Here is a 7,250-nt window from a genome sequence, read left to right as displayed (position 1 = left end):
ATCAAAATTATATCACAGGTCAAACTACTTTGACACTCAACTTAGATTTCTCTATTCCTAATAATCATTTAGCCAGAGTAATCAGCGATTTCGTTGATACCATACCTGATGGAGTCATATTAGACGATGACAAAGCAAAGACTGGTAGACCAGGCTATCATCCAGCTATGATGTTAAAGATTCTGCTCTTTGCTTACTCCAGACATGTTTTCTCTGGTAGAAAGATTGAGAGGATGTTAGAAGAAAATCTACCAATGATGGTGATTGCTCAAGGTCAACACATCTCCTATCACACGATCAATAATTTTAGATCTAGTGAGCATGCCAATCGCTTGATCAGAAAGAGTTTCATCTACTTTACTCATCTTTTACAAGAAGAAGGACTACTTAGAGAAGGCTCTTTGTTCATCGATGGCACTAAGATAGAAGCTGATGCCAACAAGTATACTTTCGTTTGGAAGAAAGCTATAGAAAAGTATCATGCCAAACTGCAATTAGATGCTCTCAAGCTTTATGAAGACTTGGTTCAAGAAAAAGTGACTAAAGCTATCACTGAAGAAGAGGCCATGACCAGTAAAGGTATGACAATGATGTCTAAAGAAGTCAATAAAGAAATCGAGCAACTCGATCAAGAAATAAAAGCTGAACCCACAGTTATTCCCGGTGGCTCAACTAAAAAACAGAGAAGACGTAAATTAAAGAAGCATCTACATAAGCTGAATAAAGATTACGTACCACGAGCAAGAAAATATGAGCAGGCCAAACAGATCTTGGGTGAACGCAATAGTTTTTCTAAAACCGATCATGACGCAACCTTTATGCATATGAAAGAAGATCATATGAGAAATGGGCAGCTCAAGCCAGGCTATAACATTCAAGCAGCTACTAGCAATCAGTATGTTATCGACTTTGCTTTATACCATAATCCAACAGATTTTAGAACTCTTGAACCCTTCTTGAGACAAATGAAGTCTAGAAAACTACTGAATAAATTTGATAATATCATTGCCGATGCTGGATATGGTAGCGAGTACAACTATTCAATGCTGGAAGACAAGTACGAAGATAAAAAGTATTTTATTCCGTATACCTTGTATGAGAAAGAACAGACACGCAAGTACAAGAACGATCCTAAGAAATTAAGCAACTGGTACTACAACGAAAAGGACGATTACTACATTGATTGGCAAGGCGTTCGCTTTAATTTCAAAGGATATCGCAAGCGTAAAAACAGAATTACCGGTCTGGTATCCGATCTTAAGATTTACGAAGCAGACGAATTCCAGCTGACCGAAGAACAAACTCGATTGGCTAAAACCAAGAGCGGTCGTCAACGACAAGTTCAATACAATCCAAGCTGGCAATATTTTAAAGAAAAAGCAAAAGAAACTCTTCGAAGCGAGGAAGGCAAACACATCTATGGCATGAGAAAAACAGATGTCGAGCCAATTTTTGGTCATATGAAGAGCATATTTGGCATGCGCAGAACACACCTAAGAGGCAAAAAGAAAGTAGAAACAGACGTTGGATTGATGTTCATGATGATGAACTTAAGCAAATATTGGAACAGAAGAGTCCTAAAAGGGACTATTTTAACAAAAAGAAGACACAAAAATAGAGCAAGATTTCTAAAAATAGAATTCTTGCTCTTATTTTTTAGTCTAGGAAGCTAGTTTTTTCCCAGACTCTTTTTTATGTATCTGTTGATATGTCTATCTTAATTCTTTTTTTTATTTAGTCAATGAAAATTATTGCTCAATTTCTACAGTACCATATAAAATTCCTGCACTTGGTACTTGATCGTTTGGCATGGCAATATCAAGTTGGCGGGGATTACTTTGAGCAAACGAACCAGTATCATTAACAACCTTGTGCCAAACTGTTCCATCGGAGAGAGTTATTTTTAAGTGGGTACCCCGTGGAAAAACACTTAAGTTTGCTGCTACTCCATCGTATCCCATGTTTGATCCCATTGCAGCTGGATCATAGAAGCTCAACGTGAATTGACCCTTATTGATAGTGGTTGTGTTAGTTTTAGTTGAGGCATTCTTTTTAATACTTGGAGCTTGAGAAACTCCGCGACGTTGTTGCAATTCTTTTTTTGCTTGTGCAATTTTAACATCGGCTTTCTTGCGAGCAGCTACTTTTGCTTTTTCAATGTCATCCATTCGTGCTTGCTCTGCCTTGATTTCAGCTAATTTCTTTTGTTGAGAAATTTGAATTTGCTTATCTCTAAAGGCTTTTTCCATTAAACGGGGTTTGATAGTATCTCTAATTAAGCTATTAGAAATATTATTATGATCAATATTTTCCGCTTTTGCGGGTGCTGACATTAAAGAAACAGTTAAAAGTGATGAAGTTGCCGCCGCAATGGCGATTTTCTTTTTATCCAAAATTTATCTTCCTTCTAGAATCCCAAATATTTAGCTAAAGAATAAAGACAAGTATTCTTTATTTTTCTTACAATTGTTATTATAAGTAGTGATTATTTCAGCAAAATAAAGTAAAAATTACAAAGTAGTTGTCTATGTTATCTATTTGTAATATATTTGTAACATTTTTGAAAGGAATGGTAGACAATGAAGTTTAATAAGTATTTCCCTGTATTTTATGCCTTTGCATCTGCAATTATTGCGTTTATTGCAGTTTTCTTTATTTGTTTGCGAACTTTTCATTTAGCGATGCCTTTAGCAGTTATAATAGGTGCAGTATTTGAGATTTTCTTTTATGGCTTATCCTATTTTAGAGGACATGCATCTCAAGAAATTAAGCGAATTACCTTTAAGTATCAATTAACTGATCAGCAGCTAGCCAAAATTACGGGAATGAAAGCTACTGACTTTCCAATTTATCATGATAAATTACAATTAATTATTCCTAAACGTAAGTGGCCACAAGTACTAGATGCCTTGCAAAAATACGAAAAAGCTCATCCTTTGGATAATAAAAATTAAGAAAAGAGACAACAAGTGAGTTTATTAACTGTAAAAAATTTAAGTCAAACTTTTATTGATAAAACCTTATATGAAGATGCATCTTTTGTGTTGAACAAAGAAGATCATATGGGAGTTACTGGTCAAAATGGTGCCGGAAAGTCGACATTAATTAGAATTCTGACTGGTGAAATTACTCAAGATGATGGTGAGATTAAATGGCAAAATAAAATAAACGTTGGTTATTTGGATCAATATGCTCATCTTGAGCCAGGAATGACAATTAAAGAGTTCTTGCAGACGGCTTTTGAATATCTTTTTAAGAAAGAAGCAGAACTTAACGAGCTGTATGTTAAATATAGCGAAAATGGTGATAATAGTCTTTTAGATCAAGCTGGAAAGATTCAAACATTACTTGAGGAAAAAGAATTTTATGATATTGATACTAAAATTGATCGAGTTGCAACAGGATTAGGTCTTGCCGAATTAGGTTATGATCATGATGTAGCTAAGCTTTCCGGTGGTCAACGTTCTAAGTTGATTTTGGCTAAATTACTTTTACAAAATCCTGATGTTTTAGTACTTGATGAGCCTACTAATTATCTTGATGTAAATCATATTGATTGGTTAGCAGACTATTTAAATAATTTTGAGGGTGCCTTTATCGTAGTTTCACACGATTATGATTTCTTGGGACGTATTACCAATTGTATTATTGACATCGATTTTGGTACAATTACTCGTTATACTGGTGATTTAAAACATGCGCTTCGTCAAAAAGAGGCGGATCGTGAAAGTTATTTGAAAGCCTATGCTAACCAGCAAAGAAAGATAAAAAGAACAGAGGCTTATATTCGCAAAAATAAAGCTGGTTCACGTTCTAAAAGTGCTAAATCTCGAGAAAAGCAACTGGCTAAGATGGATATACTAACACCACCAAAGAATAATCGTAAGGCGCATGTTATTTTTCCGTATGTTGAAACTGCATCAAACTTATTGCTACAAACGCAAGATTTAGTAATTGGTTATGAAGATGCGTTAGTTAAATCAGCTTTTAATTTTTCAGTTGGAAATGGTGAAAAAGTTGCCGTTACTGGCTTTAATGGGATTGGTAAAACTACTTTATTGAAGACTTTATTAGGTAAGTTAAAGCCAATTTATGGGGGATTTGAATTATCTACTACTGCTAAACTTGCCTATTTCCAGCAAGATTTGACATGGCCAAATAAAAATATGACGCCATTGCAATATTTACAAGAAGAGTTTCCACGCTTACGTCCGCGTGAATTACGACAGAGTTTAGCACGGATGGGATTAACTGCTCAACAAGCTATGAGTCCTCTTAAAGAACTCTCTGGTGGTGAACAAGAAAAGGTGAAGTTAGCTAAAATGGCCTTTGAACCATCAAATTTATTGTTCTTAGATGAACCCACTAATCACTTAGATGTGGATACTAAAGATTCTTTGCGTAAGGCGATTGAAGCTTTTCCAGGTGGGGTAATTATTGTAAGTCATGAGCGTGATTTCTTTCGTGGTGATTGGGTAGATAAAACAATTGATATTGAAAAGATGAATTAATTTTTATTGAGGTAAAGAAAATGGCGTACAAGAAGGTTGATTCTGACTATGCTGCTGAAATATTGGATACCTGTTTAAAGGCTGGCCGCTTAATGATTGAGGGTGGCAGTGAAATGAGTCGGGTTGAAGATACAATGATTAGGATTGCAAAGAATGCCGGAGCACCAGAGGCTCGCTGCTTTGTAACGCCTACGGGTATTTTTATGAGTTTGGGTACTCAGTCTTATACGCAAGTCACTCAAGTAAAAAAACGTAATATCAATTTAGAATTAGTAGACCGAGTTAATGAATTGTCGCGTGAATTTGCTAGTAAAAAAATTACTCTAAATGAATTAAGAGATAAACTAAGTGACATTTCCCGGAAAATACCTGATTTTCCTATTTGGCTTCAAATTGTCGGAGCAATGATTCTAAGTCCAACCTTAATGATTTTGTTTATGGGGGATTATGATTGGCTTGATTTTCCTGCATCCGCTATTGTCGGTGGTGTAAGCTATGGTATTTTTTTGAGTATAAAAAAATATACTAATATTCGTTTTTTAGCAGAATTGATAACAGCCTTAATAATGGGGACAATGACAATAGGTATTTGGAAAATTTTTCCAAATTTAGTGGTTGATAATGTTTTAATTGGTTCACTGATGACATTAGTGCCTGGAGTGGCTTTAACAAATGGACTACGAGATTTATTTAGTGGTGATCTTATTTCAGGATTAGCTAGAATCACTGAGGCAGCCCTGACAGCAGTTGCTTTGGGTGGTGGAATCGGTTTAGCTATTAAGTTCTTTTTATAGGAGGGTCGGTCGTATGCCGTTTTGGTTAGAAATTATTATTAATTTTAGTTTCGCATGGTTGGCGGCCGTAGGTTTTGCATTAATTATTAATGTTCCTCATCGTGCTCTTGTTCTATGTGGAATGAGTGGGGCAATTGGTTGGATGGTGTACTGGTTTAGTGACCAACTATCATTTGGACGTCTTGCTTCTAACTTATTAGGAACAATGGCAATTGGTATTTTAGGATACTTATTTGCTCGTCGAAAAAAATGTCCCGTAATAGTTTTTAATATTCCAGGGATTGTACCTTTAGTTCCTGGTGTACCTGCTTATCAAGCCGTGCGAGCTTTAGTGGATGGTCAGTTATCTGAAGCGGAAGACTTAATCTTACGAGTGGCTATTATCACCATTGCAATCGCAATGGGTTTTATGCTGTCACAACTAGTGATTGTCATCTTTTTTAAGTTACGCAAGTCTAGAAAAAATAGGAAGAATATGCTATAATATTAATAGCGACGAGTCGAGGAAAACGCGAAGTGCGTTCTTTGACAGAAGACATCTAGACTTGAATGTCGAAACACGGGAAGTGTTGATGTTGGGCTACTTCGGCTGTGAAACGAAGACCCTGAGATAGTTATATCTTCTTCGCAAAAAAGAGATTAAGATTTTTCTTAATCTCTTTTTTTGTCTGCTTTTTTTCTTGAAAGTTTTTAAGTAATCGCTTAATCTTATTTAGTGAATTAGACAAATTAAAAGGAATTTTTATTGTGAAAATTATTAAAAGGAATTTTTATTGTGAAAATTAATGAAGAAACTATAACCAAAAAAATTGAAGATCAAGATTATTTACAAGACCTTGAGACTGTTAAGTACGGTGATTTAAATAAAACTAAAATCAAAGCTTTTGCAGAAAAGATGATTAAAGAAGCAATTCAGGCTGCTAAACATGATTCACTTATTCAGACACAATTGGCAGTTGATGGTCAACGACCAGTGACGTTTGCTTTGGAAAGTAATATTATCAACTTGCCATTTGCAAATTATAAAAAAATCAGTAATTTCTTTAATGATCAAGAACCTGTTGAAGTAAATATTTATTTTGAAACAATTTCTGATTATATCAATGTATCTCACTTTAGAATTGATATCTTGGCTAGTGTGGATGAAATTATTGCTGAACCTGAGACTTATACTAAAATTTTAGCAGAGAATATTGTTGAAAAATTAAAAGAAGTTCGTTCATATAAAAAAACTGAAAAAGAAACTGCTAAAAAAACAACTACCAAGAAAAAGGCAGCTGCTAAGTAAAGATAGGGGATAAAAATGACTATTGGATGGAATGTATTGGGAATCGTAGCTTGGTTACTCATTGTTTTATATTTGGTTTTTATTATCCAAAATATTCGTAGTCGTCACTTAGTAATGATTGTACGGGACCGGAAAAGATTTGATTGGAAGACAATATTAGTTGATGTTTTAGAAATAGCACTCTTAATTTTGGCTGGTGGATATATGTTATTTCTTACTTTCTTTAATAATCCTAGTCTTGATGATAAGAAAGTTATTTCTAGCGAAATTGATTATCAGCCTTTAATTTTGACGACTGGTAATAAACGGTCATATTATGTCACTGCTGAATCAAATAATACAACTTCTTCTGTTCAAACCTATAAATTTTATAGCAATGGTAATAGTTATCTGGTTTCAAGCAATAATGCTACGGTATCTGATAGTAAAGATCCAATGAGTGTAGAAGCTAGTGCAATTCCTTTTTCTAAAAAAGAATTACTTAAAGCTGACGCACATTATCAAAACGCCTATGTGGCAACTTATACTGCAACATATAAAAGAACTTGGTTCAATGGATTAGGATTGCATTCAGGACGGCAAGCTGCGAAATATTACTTGATTCGGGTTCCTGATAGAACTTTTGTTAAAGAAAAAAGAAATTAATAACTATTCTTA

Annotated in this window: 8 protein-coding genes; 7 read left to right on the top strand and 1 reads right to left on the bottom strand. The window is 34.6% G+C overall.

Annotated features, from left to right (window positions below):
- Positions 1 to 1,673, top strand: a 1,673-nt coding sequence (locus HDR40_RS09480) for an IS1182 family transposase (protein ID WP_290628509.1), incomplete at its 5' end; no start/stop codon positions are given.
- Positions 1,674 to 1,748: 75 nt separating this feature from the next.
- Here the strand turns inward: HDR40_RS09480 and HDR40_RS09475 are convergent.
- On the bottom strand, positions 1,749 to 2,393 hold the full coding sequence (locus HDR40_RS09475) for a hydrolase (RefSeq protein ID WP_290628508.1): 645 nt from the start codon (positions 2,391 to 2,393) through the stop codon (positions 1,749 to 1,751).
- A 186-nt stretch (positions 2,394 to 2,579) separates the two neighbouring features.
- Between HDR40_RS09475 and HDR40_RS09470 the strand changes: the two genes are divergently transcribed.
- From HDR40_RS09470 to HDR40_RS09445, 6 genes are all read left to right on the top strand, one after another.
- A complete protein-coding gene (locus HDR40_RS09470) occupies positions 2,580 to 2,954 on the top strand; it encodes a hypothetical protein (protein WP_290628507.1) in 375 nt (124 codons plus the stop codon).
- A gap of 15 nt (positions 2,955 to 2,969) precedes the next feature.
- Positions 2,970 to 4,511 (top strand): ABC-F family ATP-binding cassette domain-containing protein, encoded by a 1,542-nt coding sequence (locus HDR40_RS09465; protein WP_290628506.1) that lies wholly within the window; start codon positions 2,970 to 2,972, stop codon positions 4,509 to 4,511.
- Positions 4,512 to 4,531: 20 nt separating this feature from the next.
- A complete protein-coding gene (locus HDR40_RS09460; RefSeq protein ID WP_290628505.1) occupies positions 4,532 to 5,305 on the top strand; it encodes a threonine/serine exporter family protein in 774 nt (257 codons plus the stop codon).
- Between the two features lie 13 nt (positions 5,306 to 5,318).
- Positions 5,319 to 5,789: a threonine/serine exporter family protein gene (locus HDR40_RS09455; protein ID WP_290628504.1), complete on the top strand. Its 471-nt coding sequence runs from the start codon at positions 5,319 to 5,321 to the stop codon at positions 5,787 to 5,789.
- A 291-nt stretch (positions 5,790 to 6,080) separates the two neighbouring features.
- A complete protein-coding gene (locus tag HDR40_RS09450) occupies positions 6,081 to 6,593 on the top strand; it encodes a hypothetical protein (RefSeq protein ID WP_290628503.1) in 513 nt (170 codons plus the stop codon).
- A gap of 15 nt (positions 6,594 to 6,608) precedes the next feature.
- Positions 6,609 to 7,238, top strand: a complete 630-nt coding sequence (locus tag HDR40_RS09445) for an LVIS_2131 family protein (RefSeq protein ID WP_290628502.1) — start codon at positions 6,609 to 6,611, stop codon at positions 7,236 to 7,238.
- Positions 7,239 to 7,250: the final 12 nt, after the last annotated feature.

This window comes from Lactobacillus sp. (genome assembly GCF_014803895.1).
The sequence above is the reverse complement of the archived record's forward strand: the minus strand, read 5'-3'. Positions and strand labels throughout refer to the sequence as shown.

Bases quoted from the DNA above. Each gene is read 5' to 3' on its own strand.
- HDR40_RS09445 (WP_290628502.1), top strand. From the start codon at position 6,609: ATGACTATTGGATGGAATGTATTGGGAATCGTAGCTTGGTTACTCATT.
- HDR40_RS09460 (WP_290628505.1), top strand. From the start codon at position 4,532: ATGGCGTACAAGAAGGTTGATTCTGACTATGCTGCTGAAATATTGGAT.
- HDR40_RS09455 (WP_290628504.1), top strand. From the start codon at position 5,319: ATGCCGTTTTGGTTAGAAATTATTATTAATTTTAGTTTCGCATGGTTG.
- HDR40_RS09470 (WP_290628507.1), top strand. From the start codon at position 2,580: ATGAAGTTTAATAAGTATTTCCCTGTATTTTATGCCTTTGCATCTGCA.